The organism is Lentzea kristufekii (assembly GCF_033949925.1).
Taxonomy (GTDB): domain Bacteria; phylum Actinomycetota; class Actinomycetes; order Mycobacteriales; family Pseudonocardiaceae; genus Lentzea; species Lentzea kristufekii.
In genome coordinates this window covers 1-21257 of the sequence record NZ_JAXAVV010000044.1, presented here as the reverse complement: position 1 = coordinate 21257, position 21257 = coordinate 1, and the positions used below count along the sequence as shown (strand labels likewise).

17 protein-coding genes are annotated in these 21257 nt (G+C 70.6%); 10 read left to right on the top strand and 7 right to left on the bottom strand.

Going from position 1 to position 21257, the window contains the following annotated elements; all coding sequences use genetic code 11:
• Positions 1-20: 20 nt before the first annotated feature.
• Entirely contained in the window at positions 21-422 is a 402-nt protein-coding gene (locus SK571_RS44545) for an SgcJ/EcaC family oxidoreductase (protein WP_319990154.1), read from the top strand.
• Positions 380-2581 (top strand): helix-turn-helix transcriptional regulator, encoded by a 2202-nt coding sequence (locus SK571_RS44540; RefSeq protein WP_319990153.1) that lies wholly within the window; start codon positions 380-382, stop codon positions 2579-2581. The genes SK571_RS44545 and SK571_RS44540 overlap by 43 nt, the downstream gene beginning before the upstream one ends.
• On the opposite strand, the gene SK571_RS44535 is transcribed toward SK571_RS44540, so the two are convergent.
• Both SK571_RS44535 and SK571_RS44530 read right to left on the bottom strand, forming a co-directional pair.
• Complete coding sequence (locus SK571_RS44535) at positions 2571-3962, bottom strand: NDP-hexose 2,3-dehydratase family protein (protein WP_319990152.1); 1392 nt, start codon at positions 3960-3962, stop codon at positions 2571-2573. The two genes, SK571_RS44540 and SK571_RS44535, sit on opposite strands and share 11 nt — an antisense overlap.
• Entirely contained in the window at positions 3959-5062 is a 1104-nt protein-coding gene (locus tag SK571_RS44530) for a DegT/DnrJ/EryC1/StrS family aminotransferase (RefSeq protein ID WP_319990151.1), read from the bottom strand. Before SK571_RS44530 ends, SK571_RS44535 begins: the two co-directional genes overlap by 4 nt.
• A 152-nt stretch (positions 5063-5214) precedes the next feature.
• Between SK571_RS44530 and rfbA the strand changes: the two genes are divergently transcribed.
• A complete protein-coding gene (rfbA, locus tag SK571_RS44525) occupies positions 5215-6090 on the top strand; it encodes a glucose-1-phosphate thymidylyltransferase RfbA (RefSeq protein ID WP_319990150.1) in 876 nt (291 codons plus the stop codon).
• Here rfbA and SK571_RS44520 read toward each other — a convergent pair.
• From SK571_RS44520 to SK571_RS44510, 3 genes are read right to left on the bottom strand one after another with little or no spacing between them, the layout of a single operon-like run.
• The gene (locus SK571_RS44520; protein ID WP_319990149.1) at positions 6040-7038 is read right to left on the bottom strand and encodes an NAD-dependent epimerase/dehydratase family protein; all 999 of its coding nucleotides are present in this window, start codon (positions 7036-7038) and stop codon (positions 6040-6042) included. The two genes, rfbA and SK571_RS44520, sit on opposite strands and share 51 nt — an antisense overlap.
• On the bottom strand, positions 7028-8185 hold the full coding sequence (locus SK571_RS44515) for an epoxide hydrolase family protein (protein WP_319990148.1): 1158 nt from the start codon (positions 8183-8185) through the stop codon (positions 7028-7030). Before SK571_RS44515 ends, SK571_RS44520 begins: the two co-directional genes overlap by 11 nt.
• Before the next feature lie 2 nt (positions 8186-8187).
• Positions 8188-8835, bottom strand: coding sequence for a DUF2306 domain-containing protein (locus SK571_RS44510; protein ID WP_319990147.1), 648 nt, complete (start codon positions 8833-8835; stop codon positions 8188-8190).
• Between the two features lie 331 nt (positions 8836-9166).
• Here SK571_RS44510 and SK571_RS44505 point away from each other — a divergent pair, with 331 nt between their 5' ends.
• From SK571_RS44505 to SK571_RS44495, 3 genes are read left to right on the top strand one after another with little or no spacing between them, the layout of a single operon-like run.
• Positions 9167-10498, top strand: coding sequence for a nucleotide disphospho-sugar-binding domain-containing protein (locus SK571_RS44505; RefSeq protein WP_319990146.1), 1332 nt, complete (start codon positions 9167-9169; stop codon positions 10496-10498).
• Positions 10498-11730, top strand: coding sequence for a class I SAM-dependent methyltransferase (locus SK571_RS44500; RefSeq protein WP_319990145.1), 1233 nt, complete (start codon positions 10498-10500; stop codon positions 11728-11730). The genes SK571_RS44505 and SK571_RS44500 overlap by 1 nt, the downstream gene beginning before the upstream one ends.
• A gap of 23 nt (positions 11731-11753) precedes the next feature.
• A complete protein-coding gene (locus SK571_RS44495) occupies positions 11754-12554 on the top strand; it encodes a TIGR03084 family metal-binding protein (protein ID WP_319990144.1) in 801 nt (266 codons plus the stop codon).
• 187 nt (positions 12555-12741) lie between these two features.
• Here the strand turns inward: SK571_RS44495 and SK571_RS44490 are convergent, their stop codons facing one another.
• Positions 12742-14328 (bottom strand): MFS transporter, encoded by a 1587-nt coding sequence (locus tag SK571_RS44490; protein WP_319990143.1) that lies wholly within the window; start codon positions 14326-14328, stop codon positions 12742-12744.
• 107 nt (positions 14329-14435) lie between these two features.
• Between SK571_RS44490 and SK571_RS44485 the strand changes: the two genes are divergently transcribed.
• Positions 14436-17564: a BTAD domain-containing putative transcriptional regulator gene (locus SK571_RS44485; RefSeq protein ID WP_319990142.1), complete on the top strand. Its 3129-nt coding sequence runs from the start codon at positions 14436-14438 to the stop codon at positions 17562-17564.
• Between the two features lie 7 nt (positions 17565-17571).
• On the opposite strand, the gene SK571_RS44480 is transcribed toward SK571_RS44485, so the two are convergent.
• Entirely contained in the window at positions 17572-18018 is a 447-nt protein-coding gene (locus SK571_RS44480; RefSeq protein WP_319990141.1) for a winged helix-turn-helix transcriptional regulator, read from the bottom strand.
• Positions 18019-18106: 88 nt separating this feature from the next.
• On the opposite strand from SK571_RS44480, the gene SK571_RS44475 reads away from it, so the two are divergent.
• The 3 genes from SK571_RS44475 to SK571_RS44465 all read left to right on the top strand — a co-directional run bounded on the left by SK571_RS44475 (position 18107) and on the right by SK571_RS44465 (position 21188).
• Complete coding sequence (locus tag SK571_RS44475) at positions 18107-19057, top strand: carboxymuconolactone decarboxylase family protein (RefSeq protein ID WP_319990140.1); 951 nt, start codon at positions 18107-18109, stop codon at positions 19055-19057.
• A gap of 138 nt (positions 19058-19195) precedes the next feature.
• Positions 19196-20182 (top strand): DUF1702 family protein, encoded by a 987-nt coding sequence (locus tag SK571_RS44470; RefSeq protein WP_319990139.1) that lies wholly within the window; start codon positions 19196-19198, stop codon positions 20180-20182.
• Between the two features lie 7 nt (positions 20183-20189).
• On the top strand, positions 20190-21188 hold the full coding sequence (locus SK571_RS44465) for a carboxymuconolactone decarboxylase family protein (RefSeq protein WP_319990138.1): 999 nt from the start codon (positions 20190-20192) through the stop codon (positions 21186-21188).
• The last annotated feature ends 69 nt before the right edge of the window (positions 21189-21257 follow it).

Sequence of the window (21257 nt, the reverse complement as noted above, 5' to 3'; positions counted from 1 at the left end):
CCAGCTGAAAGGGACACACCATGTCGGTCACCGAACTCGGTGCGGAGCAGATGCACGAACTGCCCACCAAGATGATCGAGACCTGGGCCACCAACGACGGCGCGGCGTTCAGCGAGCTGTTCACCGAGGACGCCACGCTGATCCTGCCGAAGGACATCTTCCTGCAGGGCCGTGACGGCATCCGCGGGTTCATGACGCAGGCGTTCGCCGGTCCGTACCAGGGCACGCGCGTCTTCGGCGAGCCGCTCGACGCGCGCTACCTCGGCGAGGACGCGGGCGTGATCGTCACGCAGGGCGGGGTGCTCGCGCCCGGCGACACGGCGGTCGCACCGGAACGCGCGATCAGGGCGACCTGGGTGCTGGCCAGGCAGGGCGGCCGATGGCTGATCGCCGCGTACCAGAACACACCGATCAACGCCTGACCCGGTCCGTGCCCCGCCGGTCGAACAACGGTTCCCGGCGGAGCACGGATCCCCATTCCCTGCTCGAACGCGCGACCGCCCTGCGGGCGGTGCTGTCCGGTTCACCGCAGGTCGTCGTCAGCGGTGGCCTGGGGTGCGGGCGCACCGCCCTGGTGCGCGCGGCCCTCGCACGGTCCAGCACACAGGTGGCGTCCGCGACCGCGGTCCCGTCCGAGCGCACGGTTCCGTTCGGCATCGCGCACCAGTTGGCTCCCCGCCTCTCGCTCACCCGGCCGACCCTCGTCGCGGTGGACGACGTCCAGCACGCGGATCCCGAGTCGGTCGCTTTCCTGGTGTGGCTGCGCCGATTCCCGAACGTGCGCGTCGTCGTGACCCACTCGGCGGCGGACTCCCCTCATCGCGCCGGGCTGTCGACGTGGGAGCAGGTCTGGTTGCGCCCGCTGTCCCCGGACGCCGATCCGGAGCTGCACGTGCTCAGCGGCGGCAACCCCGCCTTGCTGGCCGCTCTGCGCGACGACGGAGGCAAGGTCGGCCCGGCGGCGCGGCGCACGCTCCTGGATCTGTTGCGTGGTACCGACTCCGCCCTGTTCGACGTCGCATGTGGACTCGCGGTGCTCGGACCGCACACAGCCCTGCTCAGCGCGTTGACCGAACGCCACCAGGCAGCGGTCACGGCGCTGACCTCCACGCTCGCCGACAGCGGCCTGCTGGACGGTGGGCGGTTCCGGCTGCCGGGAGCGGCGGAGATCCTGCTCGGTGCGCTGCCACGAGTCCAAGCCGTCGCGTTGCACGAGCGTGCGGCGATGTTGTTGCACAACGCGGGTGCGCCGGACACCGCCGTCGCCGCCCACTGCGTTGCCGCGCAGACGGTCGGCGAGCAGGTGGGCGGAACGGCCATGCTGCGCCGAGCGGCTCGCTCCGCCACGTCCGGACTGGCCGCCGAGAGCCTGCGCCTCGCGCTGCGGGCGTGCGACCCGGCTGACGCACAGGCCGTGCGCCTGGAACTCGGCCAGGTGCTGTGGCGCACGGATCCAGCGGCGGCGGCCCGCACTCTGCTCCCCTGCTCCGGGCTCGACCCGGCCGTGCTGCGAGCGCGGTGGTGGCAGGGCGACTTCTCCCTCGGTCTCCCGGATCGCCGGCCGGCCGAGTTGTCGTTGTGCCACGAGTTCATCACCGGGCGAGAACTCCTGCCGGTCAACCCGGAAGCCGTGCTGCAACGGCAGCACGCCGATTCCGCTCCCGAGGCACTGGTCCAGGCCCTGCGTCAGGTCGGGCCGGCCAGGTTCGAGCACTGGCTGACGGTGCTGGAGAGGCAGGCCGTCGAGCCGACCCTGAGGGCGTTGCTCGGCTGCGTCCGGGCCGAGGACGCGTGGCGCCGCGGGGACGTCGTCGCCACGGCCGCGTTCGCCGAAGCCGCGCTGGCCGGGCTCAGCACGGACGGCTGGGGCGTGGTGATCGGGCTCCCGTTGCGGTTCACCTTGCTGGCCAATGCCGCGCTCGGCCGGGAAACGGAGCCGCACCCCGTGCCGGATGCGTTGTTCGGCACGGCTTTCGGGCCGCACTACCGGCACGCCCGCGGCCACCACCACCTGGCGCTGAACCGGCCACATGCGGCACTCGACGATTTCACCGCGTGCGACGATCGGCTGGGCGTGGCAGAGGCGAGGCTCGCGCTCGGACAGCTCAAGCCGGCCAAAGCCCTGCTGGAGGAGGAGATCACGTCCACCGCGGACCCGCGCACGACCGGCATCGCGTTGAGACTGCTCGCCAGGACCGCGGCCAGGACGGATCGACCCCGGCTGCTGCGCGAGGCCGTGCGGAACCTGGAGCACGCGGGCGACCGCCTCGAACTGTCCCGCGCGCTCGCCGACCTCGGCCACGACCGGCGCGACAGGGGCGCGCTGGCGGAGGCCCGCCTGCTCGGCCGCCGCGCCGGCCGGGAGTCGGGACTACCCGGCGAACCCGGTGCGGCCGAGGGGGTTCTCAGCGCCGCAGAACGCAAGGTCGCCGCACTCGCGGCGGCAGGACACAGCAACCGGGAGATCGGCCGGAGGCTGTGCGTGACCGTCAGCACCGTCGAACAGCACCTGACCCGCGTCTATCGCAAGCTGGAGGTCGCGGGACGGAACGACCTGCCGCGCGAGCTGCTCACGAGGTGAGGCTGTGCAGGCACGCCACCAACGTCCGCGCCTGCACGTTGACGTAGTGGCTGTGCCGCAACAGACCTACCAGCTGATGCGGCACCACCCAGCGGAAGTCGGGGTGCTCCAGCTCCTCGTCCACCTCGATGATCACGTACCGGGTGCGCGGGCGGAAGAACCGCCCGCCCTCCTCGGAGAGCACCGCGTCGAACCGGATCGACGACGCGGGGGCGGTGACCGCCAGGTCCAGGAACAGCGGACGGGCGGCCTCGGGCAGGACGTCGAAGTTCTCCGGTGTGCACTGCACCGTCGGCGCAAGCTCGGCGACGTCGAGGAAACCGGGCTCGGCGGTCGCGCGCACGAACGCGTGCAGCACGCCGTTGATCCGGCGGACCAGCAAGGCCGCGAGACCCGTCCCGTACGGTTCGATCATGGGCTGGGTCCACGTGCGCACCTCACGTCCGCTCGCCTGCACCTCGACCGCCATCACGTCGAAGAACCTGCCGGTCTCGTGCGTGATCGAGTACTCGGTGCGATGCCACTGCCGCACCTCGTGCAGCGGGATCAGCCGGGTGCGCACCTCGGTGCGGGTGCGCACGTCGGTGATCCACCGCAGGATCTCGTCCTCGCTGTGCACGCCGGGTACCGCGGGACCGCAGGACCGGGCGACCACGTCCCGGAACTCCTCTCCCGCACCGGAGAGGTCGCCGGCACCGGTGAACGGCAGGCACGACAGCACGGTCCGCGCGTCCATGTTGATCAGGTCGTCGACGAGCAGCAACCGGTGCACCTGACCGAGCGTGAGCCAGCAGAAGCCGTCCAGCAGCTCGACGTCCTCGGTCACCGACACGATCATGTTGCGGTTGCGCTTCTGGTAGAACCACGCGCCCTGCTCGGACTGCCGCACGTCGGCGACCACGGTGTGCCTCGACGTGTCGCGGAAGTAGTCGAGGTAGGGCACGTCCTGGCCGCCGTGGACCCTCGTGTAGTTGCTGCGGGTGGCCTGCACGGTCGGTGAGAGCTGCAGGCCGTTGGGGTTGCCCGGTTCCGGCTTCGCCTGCATCAGCAGGTGCAGGCGGCCCTCGAACTCCTTGACCAGGATGCCGAGGATGCCCACCTCGGGCTGGTTGATGATCGGCTGGGTCCAGTGCGGCACCGCGTTGCCCGGCAGTTCGACGTCAATGCCGCTGACGGTGAAGAACTTCCCGCTGGCGTGCACGATGTCGCCTCTGCCCGCCACGGTGTGCCAGCCGTCGAGCGCGTCCAGCGGGATCCGCCGGGCACGCGTGTAGCAGCGTCCGGCGAGTTCGGCGAACCAGCGGTGGAAGTCGGGCAGGTCCAGGTGACTGCCTTCGACGTCGTGCGCGGACAACGCGATCTGCGTGACGATGTTCGTCATCGGAGCACCTCGCGCAGCGCGTCGATGACCTTCTCCTGGACGGACGGGTCGAGCGAGGGGTACATCGGCAGCGAGAAGATGTGCTTGGCCAGCGCCTCCGTGACCGGCAGCGACCCCGTCGCGTAGCCGAGGTGGTCGAAGCCGGTCATCGTGTGCACGGGCCACGGGTAGCTGACGTTGAGGAAGATGTCCCGGGCCTTGAGCTCCTCGATGATCCGGTCCCGGTCGGGGTGGCGGACGACGTAGAGGTAGTACACGTGCTCGTTGCCGTCCGCGACGCGCGGGAGCACGAGTTCGGTGTCCCCCAGGCCTTCCGCGTACCGCTGGGCGACGGCGCGACGGCCGGCCAGGTACGAGTCGAGACGGCGCAGCTTGCGGCGCAGGATCTCCGCGTGCACCTCGTCGAGCCGGCTGTTGTGGCCAGGGGTCTCCACGACGTAGTAGCGCTCGGCCATGCCGTAGTAGCGCAGTCGCCGCAGCCGTTCCTCGACCTTGTCGTCCGACGTGACGACCGCGCCGCCGTCCCCGTACGCGCCGAGGACTTTGGTGGGGTAGAAGGAGAACGCCGCCGCACGGCCCATGCTGCCGGCGATCCGGCCGTGGTGTGTGGCGCCGTGTGCCTGGGCGACGTCCTCCAGGATCGGGATGCCGTGCGCTTCCGCCAACGCCTCCAACGGCGCCATGTCCACGCACTGGCCGTAGAGATGCACTGGCAGCAGGCATTTCGTTCGCGGGGTGATCGCGGCGGCCACCTGGCCCACGTCCATCAGGTAGTCCGACGGGCGCACGTCGACGAACACCGGGGTGGCGCCCACCGAGTCGATCGCGATCACGGTCGGTGCCGCCGTGTTCGACACGGTGATCACCTCGTCGCCCGGCCCCACCTGCAGCGCTCTGAGTGCGAGCACGAGCGCGTTCGTGCCGTTGTCGACGCCGACGCAGTGCCGCACGCCGTGGTGGTCCGCGAAGTCGGACTCGAACCCGGCGACGCTGTCGCCGAGGACCAGCCTGCCGGAGCGGAACACGCTGTCCACCGCGTCGAGGATGTCGTCGCGTTCCTCTTCGTACTCAGCCAGGTAATCCCACACCGACGTTCCCACGGCGCTACCTCCGAGTGTGTTTTCGGCGAATCACCTCAATTAGATTTACGGGCTCCCCTGCGTCCAACCCCTAGTAACCCCTACAGCACCGTGTAGCGCATTATCGAACAAATACCGCCGGTTTCCGCGACGACTGCCGTTAACTGGGTTCCGTGAAGGGAATCATTCTCGCCGGCGGCACCGGTTCCCGGCTGGGCCCGATGACCGCCGCGATCTCGAAGCAGCTGCTCCCGGTCGGTGACAAGCCGATGATCTTCTACCCGTTGTCCGTGCTCATGCTGAGCGGGATCCGCGAGGTCCTGATCATCTCGCTGCCCCGGGACGTGCCGCTGTTCCGGCAGTTGCTGGGTGACGGCAGCCAGTTCGGCATCCACCTCGACTACGCCGAACAACCACACCCGAACGGGCTCGCCGAGGCATTTCTCATCGGCGAGGAGCACATCGGCGACGATTCGGTCGCACTGGTGCTCGGCGACAACGTCTTTCACGGCCCCGGATTCCAGCGCGTGCTGGAGAAGCACAGCACCGCGGTCAAGGGTTGCGTGTTGTTCGGCTACCGGGTGAGCGATCCGGAACGGTACGGCGTCGGCGAGCTGGACGACACGGGCCGCCTGCTGTCGCTCGAGGAGAAGCCGGCGCGGCCGAGGTCGGACCTCGCCGTCACCGGCCTCTACTTCTACGACAACGACGTCGTCGACATCGCGCGACGCGTGCGGCCCTCGGCGCGCGGCGAACTGGAGATCACCGACGTCAACCGCGCCTACCTGGAACGCGGTCTCGCGAAGATGGTCGACCTCGGCCGCGGCTTCGCCTGGCTCGACACCGGCACGCCCGAGGCGTTGCTGGAGGCGAGCCAGTACGTCCGCACCTTGGAGCAACGCCAGGACGTCGGCATCGCGTGCTTGGAAGAAGTGGCGCTGCGCATGGGCTTCATCGACACCGAGGCGTGCCTCGCGGCGGGCCGGCGGTACGGCAACTCACGATACGGCCGGTACGTCATGGAGATCGCCCGCGAGCTGCGCGACTGACCGCCGGTACCACGCCACGGTGCGGCGCAGGCCTTCCAGCAGGGGCACCGGAGGCCGGCCGTCGATCTCCCGCATGCGGCTCAGGTCCAGATCGCGGCTCGACCGGCCCGCCGGCTTGCCCGGATCTCTCCTGATCCGCACCGGCATGCCCAGCGCCTCCCCGACGAGATGCGCGAGCGCCAGTATCGAGATCTGTTCTCCCGTACCGATGTTCGCGACTCGGTGCACCGGGTGCTCGATCATCGCCAGCACCGCGCGGACGACGTCCGCGACGTAGACGAACGTGCGGGTCTGCTCGCCGCTCCCCCAGATCTCGACCTCCTTCCCGGCGTGCACCTGGGAGATCAGCCGTGGGATCAGCCGCAGCGACCGCGGACCGAAGTCGTCTCCGGGACCGTAGATGCTCGCCGGTCTCGGCAGGTGCACGCGCATCCCGTGCTCCTGGGCGTACTGCTCGGCCAGCACCTCGGCGTACACCTTGGAGAGGTAGAACCCGTCCTGCGCGTACCGCATGTCCGTGTGGTGGTCCTCCGTCTCCTTGATCGGCCACGGCACGGAGCCCGCGTAGATGTCACTGGAGCTCACCAGCACCGTGTCCGCGACCCCGCCCCGCCGCGCGCTGTCGAGGACGTTCGACACCATCCGCATGTTCTCGTCGATCATCGTGCCCGCGCGCAGCCGTTTGTCCTCCGGCGTGCCGTCCACGGCCGCGCTGTGGACGATCAGGTCGACCTCGCAGGCCGCCACGAGCCGTGCCAGGCCGGTCCGGTCGAGCAGGTCGAGCCGGACAGGCCGCAGACGGTCGTGCGGAGGCAGGGCGAGCACTCCCGACCGGCACGGGCAGAGCACTGTCGCACCACGGGCGACGAGCTCCCCGGCGAGGTGCGCGCCGAGGAAACCCGTCGCCCCGGTGACCAGAGCCGTGCGGCCGCGCAGGTCAGACCGCACCGAAGAACTTCCTTACCTCGCCGACGAACGCCTCGGGCTCCTCCATGGCGGCGAAGTGCCCACCCTGCGGCACCTCCGACCACGAGGTGATCGCGGGGTAGTCGGCCTCGGCGAGTGATCGGACGGGTGCGACGACGTCTCCACCGAACACGCTCACGCCCAGCGGCACGGGCACGGGTTCCGGCCGCACGCCCGGCGTGAAGATCGCCCCGAGCTGCGGGCCCGCCTCGTAGTACAGCTGCGCGGACGACGCGGCGGTCTCGGTCAGCCAGTACAGCGTCACGTTGGCGAGCAGCGCGTCCCGGTTCACCGCGTCCTCCGGCAACTCCGCCGCCGGGTCCGTCCAGTCCTTGAACTTCTCCACGATCCACGCCAGCAGGCCGGCCGGGGAGTCGTTCAGTCCGAAGGAGACGGTCAACGGCCTGGTCGACATCAGCTTCAGGTAGCCGGACAGCTCCTGGTCGAACCGTTGCAACCCGCCCAGGCGCCCGAAGTCCGGTTCGGACAGCCCGGCCAGTTCTGCCGGATCACCGGACGGGACCGTGACGAGCATGTTCACGTGCACGGCTCGCACGTGCTCCGGATCGCGCCTGGCCAGTTCCAGCGAGATGAACGAGCCCCAGTCGCCACCCTGAGCGAAGTACGCGTCGTACTCCAGCCCGGCCATCAGTTCCGCCCACGCCTTCGCGATCCTCGGGACGTCCCAGCCCGGCTGTTCGACGGGGCCGGAGAAACCGTGGCCGGGCAGGGAGGGCACGACGAGGTGGAACGCCTGCGACGGGTCGCCGCCGTGGGCGCGCGGGTCGGTCAGGGGGCCGATCACGTCCAGGAACTCGATCACCGAGCCCGGCCAGCCGTGCGTGAGCAGCAATGGACGCGCGTCCGGTTCCGGAGAGCGGACGTGCAGGAAGTGCACCGTCGCGCCGTCGATCTCGGTGAGGAACTGGTCGTAGGAGTTCAGCCGCCGCTCCACCGCGCGCCAGTCGAAGTCGGTGGACCAGTGCTTGGCGAGCTCGCGCAGGTACTCCGGTGGCACCCCGCGTTCCCAGCCGGTGCCGGGAATCGCGGCGGGCCAGCGGGTGGCGGCGATCCGGCGGCGCAGCTCGTCGAGCCGGCTGTCGGGCACGTCGATCCGGAAGGGGCGCATGGTCAGCCTTTCACGTTGGCGGGCAGGACTTTCCGGTGCTTGGTCCGCTCGATCCACCACTGGGCCACGAGCAGGTTGAACACCCACACGCACCACCCGACCATCTCGAACAGCAGCCCCTGGTCGATCTGCGCGGTCCAGGGCAGTTGCACCCCGAACACCGGCACGACACCGAGCAGGAACAGCACGAGCCGCGTGCCGACACCGTCCATGATCAGCGCGAAGCTGTAGATCATGTACCGGCGGTGGTCGGCGTAGCGGTGCCGGCGCGCCATCCGGTAGGCGACGATCGTGCTCAGCAGCAACAGCAGGCCGAGCACGAACCTGCCGACCCTGCCCGGTCCCGCGGCGATCTCACCGGAGAACATGAGCAGGACGGGCGTCGTCACCGCGACGGGGAGCGCGCCGCCGAAGATGTAGATGATCCCGCTTGTCCGGTGCAGACGCGGATGTCTGCTCCGCACCCACGACGACATCTGCAGGCATGCGGTGAGCAGAGCCAGCGTGCCCGCGACGATGTGCAGGATCAGCAAGGGGTAGTGGATGGACGAGCCCTCGACGATCGGCGACAGCGACTTCGCCGGGTCGAGGTCGAAGTAGGGCGGTAAGGCGTAGACCAAGAATGCCACCACGAGCACCACCAACGCCATCCACCAAGGATTTCGCCACACGGGCCTCGGCGTCGTCCGAGGCTTCGCGGCAGGCGCGCGATCAGTGACCGGAGCGAGCTGATCCGTCATGAACTTCCTCCTCGACCAGCGAATTCCACCCGATGCGCGCGCCCGCTGACCGTAGCTTTGGACAGCGGCACTTCCTTCTCACAGATTGCGCTGCCGACGCCTTGTGCTGCGGGCTCGGAAACCCAGGGTGCCAGGGGTTTCACGCTCCGCAACTTCGGAGATGCGCATGCTGCTCCGCGCGACTCAGGATGGCCGTCGCCGTGTCTGCGTCATTCGCTTTCCCCACGCTGAGGAGCAGCCGATGCGAGTCGTGTTCACCCCCTGGCCAACACCGTCGCATCTGAATCCGATGGTGCCGCTCGCCTGGGCCCTGCAGAGCGCGGGGCACGAGGTCTGCGTCGCCGCGCATCCGGCACTCGCCGACGCCGTTGCCGCGGTCGGACTGACCGCCGTGTCGCTCGGATCCGCCGACAGCGCACCGGCTCTGATGGGGCCGGGACGTCCGACACCGCCGTCCACACGGGCGCAGCTCGATGAGACGGGGCTCGCGCTCGGCCCGTTCACCGCGGCGGAGCAGAACCTGTGGGACGTCTTCTGCCAGTTCATGCTGCCGCCCATCTGGGATTTCCACCCGGTCGGCGCCGCCTCGTCCGACACTCATCCCGTCGTCGACGAGTTCGTCGACTTCTGCCGGGCGTGGAAGCCGGACCTCGTGGTGTGGGACGCGTGTTTCCCCGCCGGGGCGATCGGCGCGCGGGTGAGCGGCGCGGCGCACGCCCGGTTGCACTGGGGGCTCGACTACTTCGCGTGGACGCTCGACCGGATCGGCACGAACTGGAACCCGCTGGCCGAGACCGTGCGCCCGGCCGCCGACCGGCACGGCGTCGAGGTCGACCGCGATCTGCTGCTCGGCCAGTGGACCATCGACCCGCTGCCCGCCGGCATGCGGCTGCCCGTGGCCACCAGGACCGTGCCGATGCGCTGGATCCCGTACTCCGGCCAGACCGCCGTACCGGACTGGCTGTACGCGCCCCAGGACCGGCCACGCGTCGGGCTGTCGCTCGGCCAGTCGCGGCGGCTGGTCATGAAGGGCGGCTGGGACCACGTCCCCGGACTGCTCGAAATGGTGTCCGAAGTGGACGTGGATGTCGTGGCGACGTTGAACGAGACGCAGCTCGCCGGGGTGCGCACGGTGCCGGACAACGTGCGGGTCGTCGACTACGTACCGCTCAACCAGCTTCTGCCGACGTGCGCGGCGTTGATCCACCACGGCGGCGTCGGCACGTTCTCGGCGGCGGCCGGTCTGCGGGTGCCGCAGCTGATCCTGGACTCCGGAGGTGACGAGGGACTGCTCACCGAGAGCGAGACCGGTACCGAATGGGCTTTGGCGGCCAAGGACATCGAGTCGTCGGACACCGCGGCGTGGGTCGTCGAGCAGGGCGCCGGGCTCACGCTCGACTTCGCCAGGCACTCGATCGACACCATGCGCAAGCGGGTCATGCGGGTGATCACGGAGCCGTCGTTCGCTGAAGGGGCGCACCGGCTGCGGCTCGACGCGGCGGCCGCACCGAGTCCGGGTGAGCTCGTGCCGGTGCTGACGCGGCTCGTCGAGCAGCAACGAGCGGGGGCGTGATGGACACCGGTCGAAAGAACTCCGTCTGCCACGTGTGCGCCGGTGTCGTGCGGGAGTTCGCCGACTTCGGTTCGCAGCCGCTGTCCGACGCCTTCCTGCCGCCGGGCGATCCGGCCGGAGACTTCCGCTTCCGGCTCGCCGTCGGGGTGTGCGGGTCGTGCACGATGGTGCAGCTGATGTCCGAGGTTCCCCGTGACAGGATGTTCCACCACGACTACCCGTACCTGTCGTCGGGCTCGCAGTTCATGCGCGAGCACTTCGCGACGCTGGCCGCCCGGTTGCGGCAGGACCTCACCGGGCCGGCGCCGTTCGTCGTGGAGATCGGCTGCAACGACGGCGTGATGCTCGAGTCCTTCGCCGCGGAGGGCATCCACCACCTCGGCGTCGAGCCGTCCGGCGGGGTGGCCCAGCTCGCCGCCGCCAAGGGCGTGCAGGTGCGCAACACGTTCTTCGACGAGCCGACCGCCGCCGAGATCCTCGCGGAGCACGGCCCGGCCGACGTCGTGTTCGCCGCGAACACGTTGTGCCACATCCCCTACATCGGCTCGATCCTGCGCGGGGTCGCCACCCTGCTCTCCCCCGGCGGCATCTTCGTCTTCGAAGACCCCTACTTCGCGGACATCGTCGAGCGCAACTCGTTCGACCAGATCTACGACGAGCACTTCTTCTTCTTCACCGTGCGGTCGGTGCAGCACATGGCGTTGCTGCACGGCCTGGAGCTGGTCGACGCCGAACGGCTGACCGTGCACGGCGGCGAGCTGCGCTACACGTTGGCGCGCAAAGGAACCCGCCCCGTGTCACCAGCCGTCACCGCACTCGCCGCCGAGGAGGAGCTGTCCGGCCTCACCTCGGCGGAGACGCTCGCCCGGTTCGCCTCGAACGTCGCACGGATCCGGACCGACCTGGTGGAGCTGCTGCGGTCGTTGCGCGCGGAGGGCAAGACGGTCGCCGGCTACGGCGCGACCGCGAAGAGCGCGACAGTGCTGAACTTCTGCGGCATCGGGCCGGACCTCGTGCCGTTCATCAGCGACACCAGCGTCACCAAGCAGGGCCGCCTCACCCCCGGCTCGCACATCCCCGTGCGACCGCCGGACGCCTTCGCCGACCCGTACCCGGACTACGCGGTGCTGTTCGCGTGGAACCACGCCGACGAGATCCTGGCCAAGGAGATCGGGTTCCGCGAGTCCGGCGGCCGGTGGATCCGTTACGTGCCCGACGTCCACATCGTGTAGCCCGGCCCCAGGAGGACAGAAGCGTGACCGAAGACAACGTGTTCCTCGCACTGAAAGCCGAGGGCGAGGAGGTGGACCGCATGGTCGCCTCGCTCCCCGAGACCGGATGGGCGCTGCCGACCCCCGCCTCCGGCTGGACGATCGCGCACCAGATCGCCCACCTCACCTCGACCACCCGCATGGCGGGCCTCGCCGCCTCCGACCCAGCCGCCTTCGCCACCCTGGTGTCGGGCATCGGCGCCGACTTCGACGCGGCCGTCGCGGGCGCGCTGGCACCCTTCCTCTCGCTCGGCCCCCGCAAGCTGCTCGAAACGTGGCGGGCCGAACGTCAGGCCGCGGGCAGCGCGCTGTCGTCCGTGCCCGACGGGCAACTCGTGCCGTGGCTCGTGAACCCGCTGCCCGCGCCGGTGCTCGCGGCCGGCGGCATGATGGAGCTCTTCGCGCACGGCCAGGACATCGCCGACGCGCTGGGCATCCGCCGCGAGCCGACGGACCGCCTGAAGCACCTGTGCGGGTTCGGCTTCCACACCATGACGTTCGGCTACCTCGCGCGTGGCCTCACTCCGCCGGAGAAGCCGTTCCGGTTCGAGCTGACCGGACCGGCCGGGCAACTGTGGACGTTCGGCCCGGAGGACGCCACGCAGCGGATCTCCGGGCCCGCGCTCGACTTCTGCCTGCTCGTGGCTCGGCGGCGGCACCACGCGGATCTCGCGGTGGTGGCCGAAGGCGACGAGGCACACGGGTGGCTGGAGATCGCGCAGGCCTACCGCGGGCCGGCGGGGGCCGGGCGGGAGGCGGGGCAGTTCGCGGGGCTGCCGGCCTGACTCGGCGGTGACGAAGAAGGGCCGGGGACTCCCCGGCCCTTCTTCGTGCGCGGGGGGCGTGTCACCACCGCAAGCGCGAGTGAGCCCGGCATCGCGGGGGGCACGATGCCGGGCTCACCCGTGGGGGGTGGTCGCGCCGGAACCAGACGATCGGGGATCGGTCACCACTGGTCCCGGCGCGACCGGTTCACCGGACTTCCCGTTCCGCCGCCACGGGAACACCCGCGTCGGCCGGGGCCGGTGGCTCTTCGCCGGTCTTGCCGACGTGCCGCAGCAGCGCCACGGTGAGCCCGGACAGCACCACCAGGATCACCGCGGCGACACCGGCAGCGGTGTTGACGCCGCTCGTGAACGCGGCACGCGCGGAATCCAGCAGGGCCGCGCCCGTGTCGGTGGCCAGTCCCTCAGCCGCCGCGACGGCACCGCTGATCGTCTCCCGGGCAGCAGCGGCGGCCTCGGCCGGAACGCCCGGCGGCACCGCGACGACGTTCTGGTAGACCGCCGCGGCGATCGTGCCGTAGGTCGCGACGCCGATGGCCACGCCGAGTTCGGTGCTCGTCTCCGAGACCGAGGCCGCGGAACCCGCGCGCTCCTCGGGTGCCGAACCGACGACCATCTCCGTGCCGAGCGATCCCATCGGGCCCACGCCCGCCTGCACCAGGACGAAGCCGAGCAGCACCACCAAGAGACTCGTGGCGGGACCGGCCTGGGACACGATCGCGAGGCCCACGGCCGCTACGAGGAGGCCGGCGGCCGCCACGTAGGCCGGGCGGATCTTCTGCGCGAACTTCGGTGCCACCAGCGACGTGACGATCAGGGCGGTGGCGGCCGGGATCAGCCACAGGCCGGACTCGACGGCCGAGTACCCGCGCACGGTCTGCAGGTAGAGGCTGAACAGCATGATGCTGGACGAGATCGTCGCCGAGGTGAGCAGCATGATGACCAGTGCGCCGCTCAACGTCCTGCTGCGGAACAGCTTCAGGTCGAGCAACGGGCTGTCGAGCGTCCGCTGGCGCAGCACGAACAGCACACCGAACACGATGCCGGCGAGGATCGAGCCACCCGCGAACGCGCCGAAGCCGTGCTGGGCGATCTCCTTCAGGCCGTAGACGACCGGCAGGATCGCGAACAGCGACAGCACCACGCTGAGCAGGTCGATGCGGCCGGCGTCCGGGTCGCGCATCTCCGGCAGCAGGACGGGCGCGGTGATCAGCAGCAGCACCATCACCGGCACGGCCATCAGGAACACCGAACCCCACCAGAACCAGCCGAGCAGCACGCCACCGATCACCGGGCCGATGGCCATGCCGCCCATGAACGAGCTCAGCCACACGCCGATCGCGAAGCCGCGCTGCTTGGCGTCGGTGAACATCGTCATGATCAGCGCGAGGGTCGACGGCATCAGGGTCGCGCCCGCGATGCCGAGCAGTGCGCGCGCGGCGATCAGCATCTCCGGGGTCGTCGAGTACGCGGCGAGCACGGACGCCACGGCGAACGCGGCGGAGCCGAACAGCATCAGCTTGCGGCGGCCGATGCGGTCGCCGAGGGTGCCCATCGTGACGAGGAAGCCCGCGATCATGAACGCGTAGATGTCCATGATCCAGAGCTGCTCGGTGGCCGACGGGTTCAGGTCGGCGCTCAGCTGGGGTTGTGCGAGGAACAGCACGCTCAGGTCGAGCGACAGCAGCAGCGTCGGCAGGGCCAGCACCGCGAGGCCGATCCACTCCCGCCGTCCCGCCCGCGTGGTGTTCTCGGCCGGATCGGTCGATTCCATGGAACTTGTCCTTCCGTGTGGTGCCTCGAGCGGCACCCGAACTCATCGATCCGGCTCACCCTGCGCGTCCGCACTGTCGGAATCCTTTCGGCCGGTATCGTGTGCGCATGTTGTTCGCGGTGCTCGGGCCGCTCGCCGTCCGAACCGCCGACGGCCGCCCGGTCGAGATCCCCGAGTCGAAGGTGCGGGCGCTCCTCGCGAACCTGCTGGCCCACCGCAACCGCCCGGTGTCCGCGACCGCGTTGATCGAGGACCTGTGGGGCGACGACCTGCCGGTGAACCCGACGGGCGCGTTGCAGACGAAGATCTCCAAGCTGCGCCAGGCGCTGGACGCCGGTGAACCGGGCGCGCGGGACCTCGTCGCCTCGCAACGCCCCGGATACGTCATTCGGGCCGGCGCGGACGCCGTGGACGCCGACAGGTTCGCCGCCCTCACCGCCGCCGCGCGCACCAGCGCCGACCCGGACGAGCGGGCCCGGCTGCTGACCGACGCGCTGGAGCTGTGGCGTGGCGCGGCGTTCGCGGAGTTCGCCGGGGAGGCGTTCGCCCGCGCCGAGATCGCCCGGCTGGAGGAGGACCGGCTGGTGGCCGCCGAGGAACTCGGGCAGGCCCTGCTGGACCTGGGCGACCACGCCGCGCTGCTCGGCCGGATCGGCGATCTCGTCGCGGCCCATCCCCTGCGCGAACGGCTGCGGGCGCTGCACATGCTGGCCCTGTACCGGGCCGGGCGGCAGAGTGAGGCGCTGGCGTCGTTCCGCGAGGTGCGGGCACTGCTGCGCGACGAGCAGGGGCTCGACCCCGGTGAGCAGCTGGCCGAACTGCACAGGTCGATCCTGCGCCACGACCCGTCGCTCGAACCTCTTGGCCGGCGCCGCACCTCCCTGCCGGTGCCGCTCACCGAGCTGATCGGCCGGGAGGAGGACTCGGCGGGCGTCTGCGCGCTGCTCGGGTCGTCGCGACTCGTCACGCTCACCGGATCAGGTGGTGTCGGCAAGACCCGCCTCGCGGTGGAGGTGGCCACCCGCACGGCCGAGCGGTATCCGGACGGTGCCTGGCTCGTCGAACTCGCGACGATCTCCGAGGGCGGTCTGCTCGCGAGCGCGGTGATGGCGGGTCTCGGCATCAGGGACGTGCCGAACGCCGACGTCCTCTCCGACGCCCTGCGGGAACGGCGGATGTTGCTGGTGCTGGACAACTGCGAGCACCTCCTCACCGAGGTCGCGGCGCTCACCGAACGGCTGCTCGCCGCCGCGCCGGGCCTGCGGGTGCTCACGACCAGCCAGAAACCCCTGCGCATCGCGGGCGAGTCGGTGTGGACGGTCGCGCCGCTCGACCTGCCGCCGCCCGGCACGTCACCGGACGTCGTGGAGCGGTCGAGCGCGGTGCGGCTGTTCGTCGCCCGGTCGGCGCCCTCGTTCGCGCTGGACGCGAGCAACGCCGGCGCCGTCGCCGAGTTGTGCACGCGGCTCGACGGGGTGCCGCTCGCGCTGGAGCTCGCGGCTACCAGGGCGCGGTCGCTGGGGCTGCGCGAACTGCTGGCCAGGCTGGACGACAGGTTCCGCCTGCTCGCCGCCGGGTACCGCGACGCGCCGCCGCGCCAGCAGACGTTGCGGGCGATGATCGACTGGAGCTGGGAGCCGCTGACCGAGGTCGAACGGGCGGTGCTGCGCCGGCTCGCCGCGCACTCGGACGGCTGCACGCTGGCCGCGGCCGAGGCGGTGTGCGCGGGCGGGGTGGCGGTGGCGGCCGACGTGCTGGACACGGTCGCGGGACTGGTGGACCGATCGCTGGTCACCGTCGTCGACACGCCGGACGGCACCCGCTACCGGCTGCTCGAGTCGGTCGCCGCCTACTGCCGCGAACGGCTGGCCGAGGCGGGCGAGACCGAAGCCGTGCAAGACGCTCACCGGCGCTACTACACGAAGCTGGCCGAGACCGCCGAACCACACCTGCGAGGGCCCGCACAACGACTGTGGCTCGAACGCCTCGACGCCGAGTCCGCGAACCTGCGCACCGCACTCGACACCGCTTCCGGCCCCGACGCGGTGCGGCTGGTCAACGCGCTGGCCTGGTACTGGTACCTGCGGGGCCGGCTGTCCGAGGCACGCAGGGCCCTGTCCGCCGCCCTGACCCTGGACACCACGCGCACGGCCGCGCGAGCCCGGGCCACGGCGTGGCACGCGGGCATCACGTTCCTCGGCAGCGACGTGGCGGACCGAGCGGCCGCACGAGACGCCGCGCTCGCCGCGTTCGACTCGCTGGACGACCCGCACGGCAAGGCGTTCGCCCAGTTCTTCCTCGGTCTGGTCGAGTCGGACTTCGGTGCCCAGTCCACCAGCGAGGACCTGGTGAACCGCGCGCAGGAGACGTTCGAGGCGCTCGGCGACCGCTGGGGCGTCGCGGCGACGCTGAGCCTGCAAGCGATCCGCGCGCACACGAGAGGTGATCTGGAGTCCCTGCGGCGCAACGGTTCGCAGAGCCTCGCGCTGTTCCGGGAGCTCGGCGACCAGTGGGGCCAGCTGCGCGCGACCGAGGCCCTGGGTGGCCTGGCCGAGATCGAGGGCGACTACGAGGAGGCGACCCGCCTGCACCGCGACGGCCTGCGCATGGCGGAGGAACTGCGCCTGTGGCCGCAGGCCGCGGACCGCCTGAGCTGGCTCGGCCGCGCCTCGATGCTGCGCGGCGACCACGCCCACGCCCGCGAACTGAACGAACGCGCCCTGCGGCTTTCCCGCGAGCAGAGCTACAAGCCGGGCCAGATCTTCGCCGAGATCAACCTGGGCGTCATCGCCCGGCGCGCGGGAGACCTCGACACCGCCGAGAACCACCTGCGCACAGTGCTGGAATGGGACTGGGAGCCGGGGATCGGGTTGTGGCTCATCCTCACAGAACTCGGTTTCGTCGCCGAGCAACGCGGCGACGCCGAGACGGCCAGGGCGCGGCATCTGGAAGGGCTCACCGTCGCCCGCGCACTGGGCGACCAGCGCGCGGTGGCCGTGGCGATGGAGGGCCTGGCCGGGGCGTGCCTGGCCGACTCGCTGCCGGCCGAGGCGGCTCGGCTGCTCGGCGCGGCTGCGGCGGCCCGGCGCTCGGTCGGGGCCACGCTGCCGCCCTCGGAGCGGGCGGATCGGGACAGGGTGGAGGCCGGGGTGCGTCAGCGACTGGGCGATGAGTTCGCCACCGAGTACTCACGCGGCTTCGAGTCGAGGGACGGCTCGGCGGTAGTGCCTCGCTAGCGGCCGGTCAAGAGCGGTTCGACCTCATCGCCACCTCACCGGCACGGGCCGGCTCGCCGCAGTCCGGGCACACCAGGCACGCGACCAGCTCACTCCCGCAGGTGGCGTGCAGCGCGGTGCGCGGCGGCCCCTCCGGCGACGGCACGTTCCGGTCGCCCCACTGCATCAACGCGACCACGACGACCGCGAGCTCGCGGCCGGCCGGGGTCGGGTGGTAATCATAGCGGGGCGGATGTTGTTGGTAGGCAACGCGTTCCAGCACACCTTGCTCCACCAGCCCGGTGAGGCGGTCGCTGAGCACGTTGCGCGCGATGCCCAGACTCGTCAGCAGGCCGTCGAAGCGCACGATGCCCAGCAGCACGTCCCGCACGATCAGCAACGTCCACCGCTCGCCCACCACCTCCAGGGCGCGGGCGGCTGAGCAGACCTGGTCGTCGTACGTTCGTCCGAGCATTCCCCATGGTAAACCGTCAGTTGCGTGATCGAACCGACGTACCGTAGCGTTTCCAGTGAGTAGCATCATGCAACCTTTAGGGGCTCGGATGGCTCGCTCTCTGCTCCGCACGGCTCTGCGTGGCCTCTCCCTCGCCCAGGTCCGCCACGTCACGCCGGTCTCGTTCCGCCAGGCCGGGCCCGAGGTCCTGCAGGTCTATCGCGCGGTGGAGCGGGAGTTCGGCGTGCTGGCGCCCCCTGTCGTGCTGCACGCGGCGGCGCCCGGGGTGCTGCGGGCGTCCTGGGTGATGTTGCGGGAGATCGTGCTCGCACCAAGTCTGCTCGACCGCGGCACCAAGGAGGCTGTCGCGGCGGCGGTGTCCGAGGCGAACAGGTGCCCCTACTGCGTCACCGTCCACACCGGAACGATGGCCAAGTTCGGCGGCACGACGGTGGATCTCGCGGACGCCGGACGCTTCGGCGCCGACGAACTGCCGGAGGCGCTCGGCGTCGCGACGACGCTCCAGTACTTCAACCGGATGGTGAGCATCTTCCTCACCGAACGGCCGATGCCGCCGTACGCGCCGAAATGGCTGCTCGGACCGGTCACGGGAATGCTCACCGGCCTCATCGCGGCCGCCGGTGCCGCACCACCCGGCCGCAACCCGCTGCCGGAAGCACCGCTGCCCCAAGAACTCGCGTGGGCGGCGAGCAGCCCGGACGTCGCGAACGCCCTCGCTCGTGCGAAAGCCGTGTTCGACGCGGCGGAGATCCCCTCCGCCGTCAGGGGTCTGCTCGCCGCCGAGCTGTCCACGTGGGACGGAAAGCCGAAGGGCCCGAGCCGGGCCTGGGTGTGGGATGCGGCCGACCGCGTCGGACCGGGCGACCGGGCGGCGGCCAGGCTGGCGCTGCTGACCGCGTTCGCGCCGTACCAGGTGGACGACGACGTGATCGGGAACGTCCGCGCGGACGACACCGCGCTGATCGGGCTCACCGCCTGGGCGAGCATGGCCGCGGCCGTCCGCGCGACGGCTCTCGCGAAGTCTCCGACCGGTTCGTAGAATTCTTCGGATACCGCACATTGCCGTTGTCCGATGATTTCCGATAATCGGGAGCAACGTGAGAGAAGCGCCCCAGCGGGCGGTGTGCCAGCATTGAACGGTGGATAATCGCCTTTTCAAGAGGAGGTCCCACCGGAAATGACGACTTCGGGACTGATTCGCAAACGTTTTATCACCCCGGACGCTTCGGACGTCCTCTTCGACCAGCGCGGGTTCGCCGTCGACACCCCCGCACGCGCTCAGCTCGAATTGAGCGCTCTCCAGCTCGTTTTCGGGTTTGAGTTCGGCATCGAGCACAAAGACCACGACGCGATAATCGTGCGCCTCGACGCGTTGTCCCGGGAATACCGCGGGTTCGCCTACGAGGGTGCCACGATGGCGCTGGCGATCCGAGACGCCCTCACCCCGCTGCCCGGCCGCAGCAACGTCGAGCAGTTCCTCGCCGGGCCCGACTTCACCTCGGCGCCGGCGTCGAAGCACATCTTCATGGCCTACATCGGTGTGGGGTTCGCCCTGGCCAGACTGCCGCGAATGCTCTGGTCACGGGCCCTTCCCGACGCGCGCAAGCTCGCCGACCACCCGTCGCTCAGCTGGTTGATCATGGATGGCTACGGTTTCCACCTCGCCTACTTCGACCACGTGTCGTGGGTCGAGAACCACCGGGTTCCCGGACGTCTCCCGTGGCCGGGGCCTGCCGCGTACACGAACCGGGTGATCGACCACGGCATCGGACGCGCGATGTGGTTCGTCCACGGCGGCGACGTCGACCGGCTCCTCCACAGCATCAGACGATTTCCTCCAGACAGACGCGCGGACCTGCTCAGCGGCGCCGGACTGGCCGCCTCCTATGCGGGCGGAGTCACCGAGCAGGAACTCGGGAAACTGGTCGAGGGAGCCGGTGCCTTCCTGCCGGAGGTTGCCCAGGGCGCGGTTTTCGCGATGCGCGCCCGGGTGGTCGCAGATCTCGTCACGCCGCACAGCGAAATGGCCGCCCAGGTGTTCTGCGGGCGCAGCGCGGCGGATTGTTCGGAAATCGCCGCGAAGGAGATCGAGAACCTCCCCGAGGACGGCGCCGTGCCCGCGTACGAAGTTTTCCGTCAGCGCGTCCAGAACTACTTCCGGTGAGGCCGCCATGTCCGGAATCGTCAAACACGTCGACGTCGTCCCGGCGAAGCGGGCCACCGGCCTGGTTCGCGAGGTCTACACGCAGTCCACGAAGGAGGTCGGCCGGCTCGTCGAGGCCGTGACGATGTTCTCCGCCGCGCCGGAACTGCTCGCCGCGTCCTGGGCGGCGTTCCGCGAACCTCTGCTGGCGGGGGCGGCGTCCCGCGTCAGCAAGGAGGCGGTCGCCGCGACCGTGTCCCGGCTCAACCAGTGCACCTACTGCGTCGACGCCCACGCGATCATGCTCTACGGCGGCGGCGCGGGATCCTTCGCCACGCAACTGTTGTCCGGCGGCAGCGGCGGTGAACTCGACGCGAACCTGCGGCCGTTCGCCACCTGGGCCGAGATGCCGGCACGACCACCGTTCCCCGCCGCTCACACACCCGAGTACGTGGGTGTCCTGGTGTACTTCCACTTCCTCAACCGGGTCATCAACGTCCTGCTCGACGGCACGTTCCTGCCCGGTCCCCCGAGGGCCAAGGCCATCGCCCGGCGCGTCGCGGGCAAGATGATGGCGGGCAAGGTCAACGCGCGGAACGAGGCCGGTCGCGCCACCGGTCTGCGCTCCGGCACCGCGCCGCCGGAGGGCTTCGGCTGGGCGGCCGGCTCGCCCGCGATCGCCTCCGCTTTCTCCGCCCTGGCAACCGAAACGGCCGCGGCGGCCGCTCATGTCCCCGACGAGACACACCACACGCTCGACACCGTGGTCACGAGCCGGCTCGGCGAGCCCCAGGGCGTCAGCGCGGCCTGGGTGGACGAACACCTGCGGCCTCTCGGCCGGAAGTCCGTTCCCTCCGCCCGGCTCGCCCTGCTCACCGCGCTGGCGCCGCACCAGGTCAGCGACCGCGACGTCGTCCAGTTCCGGGAACAGCAACCAGAAGACCTGGACCTGCTCGGCCTGCTCTCACTGGCGGCACTGACCGCCGCCCGCCACCTCGGCGAACGAAAGGCCGCGGCAGTCCACTGAGGACACACGAGAAGTGGGGGGGGGGGCCCGCCCCCCCCCCGGGGGGGGTGGGGGGGGGGGGGGGCGGGG

Excerpts from the sequence above, each read along its gene's own strand:
- SK571_RS44475 (WP_319990140.1), top strand. The coding sequence starts at position 18,107 with ATGGCTCGCTCTCTGCTCCGCACGGCTCTGCGTGGCCTCTCCCTCGCC.
- SK571_RS44505 (WP_319990146.1), top strand. The coding sequence starts at position 9,167 with ATGCGAGTCGTGTTCACCCCCTGGCCAACACCGTCGCATCTGAATCCG.
- SK571_RS44540 (WP_319990153.1), top strand. The coding sequence starts at position 380 with ATGGCTGATCGCCGCGTACCAGAACACACCGATCAACGCCTGACCCGG.
- SK571_RS44510 (WP_319990147.1), bottom strand. The coding sequence starts at position 8,835 with ATGGCGTTGGTGGTGCTCGTGGTGGCATTCTTGGTCTACGCCTTACCG.
- SK571_RS44545 (WP_319990154.1), top strand. The coding sequence starts at position 21 with ATGTCGGTCACCGAACTCGGTGCGGAGCAGATGCACGAACTGCCCACC.
- SK571_RS44515 (WP_319990148.1), bottom strand. The coding sequence starts at position 8,185 with ATGCGCCCCTTCCGGATCGACGTGCCCGACAGCCGGCTCGACGAGCTG.
- SK571_RS44470 (WP_319990139.1), top strand. The coding sequence starts at position 19,196 with ATGACGACTTCGGGACTGATTCGCAAACGTTTTATCACCCCGGACGCT.
- SK571_RS44490 (WP_319990143.1), bottom strand. The coding sequence starts at position 14,328 with ATGGAATCGACCGATCCGGCCGAGAACACCACGCGGGCGGGACGGCGG.
- SK571_RS44465 (WP_319990138.1), top strand. The coding sequence starts at position 20,190 with ATGTCCGGAATCGTCAAACACGTCGACGTCGTCCCGGCGAAGCGGGCC.
- SK571_RS44500 (WP_319990145.1), top strand. The coding sequence starts at position 10,498 with ATGGACACCGGTCGAAAGAACTCCGTCTGCCACGTGTGCGCCGGTGTC.
- SK571_RS44485 (WP_319990142.1), top strand. The coding sequence starts at position 14,436 with ATGTTGTTCGCGGTGCTCGGGCCGCTCGCCGTCCGAACCGCCGACGGC.
- SK571_RS44535 (WP_319990152.1), bottom strand. The coding sequence starts at position 3,962 with ATGACGAACATCGTCACGCAGATCGCGTTGTCCGCGCACGACGTCGAA.
- SK571_RS44480 (WP_319990141.1), bottom strand. The coding sequence starts at position 18,018 with ATGCTCGGACGAACGTACGACGACCAGGTCTGCTCAGCCGCCCGCGCC.